The sequence below is a fragment of the Isoptericola sp. BMS4 genome (assembly GCF_011634835.1).
Lineage (GTDB): Bacteria > Actinomycetota > Actinomycetes > Actinomycetales > Cellulomonadaceae > Isoptericola.
The window spans coordinates 1-233 of the sequence record NZ_SIRP01000009.1 but is presented as its reverse complement, the minus strand read 5'-3'; the positions used below and the strand labels follow the sequence as shown (position 1 = coordinate 233).

Here is a 233-nt window from a genome sequence, read left to right as displayed (position 1 = left end):
ATCAAGGACCAGTTCGGCTCCTTCGCGAAGTTCCAGGCCCACTTCGCGGCCACCGCCACCGGCATCCAGGGCTCCGGCTGGGCCGTGCTCGGCTGGGACTCCGTCGGCCAGCGCCTGGCGATCTTCCAGCTCTTCGACCAGCAGGCCAACGTCCCCGTCGGGATCACCCCACTGTTCATGCTCGACATGTGGGAGCACGCCTTCTACCTCGACTACCTCAACGTCAAGGCCGA

General features: G+C 65.7%; 1 protein-coding gene. It reads left to right on the top strand.

Annotated features, from left to right (window positions below; translation table 11 throughout):
* The coding region (locus EYB28_RS19625) for a superoxide dismutase (RefSeq protein WP_205711072.1) at positions 1-233 on the top strand (233 nt) is incomplete at both ends.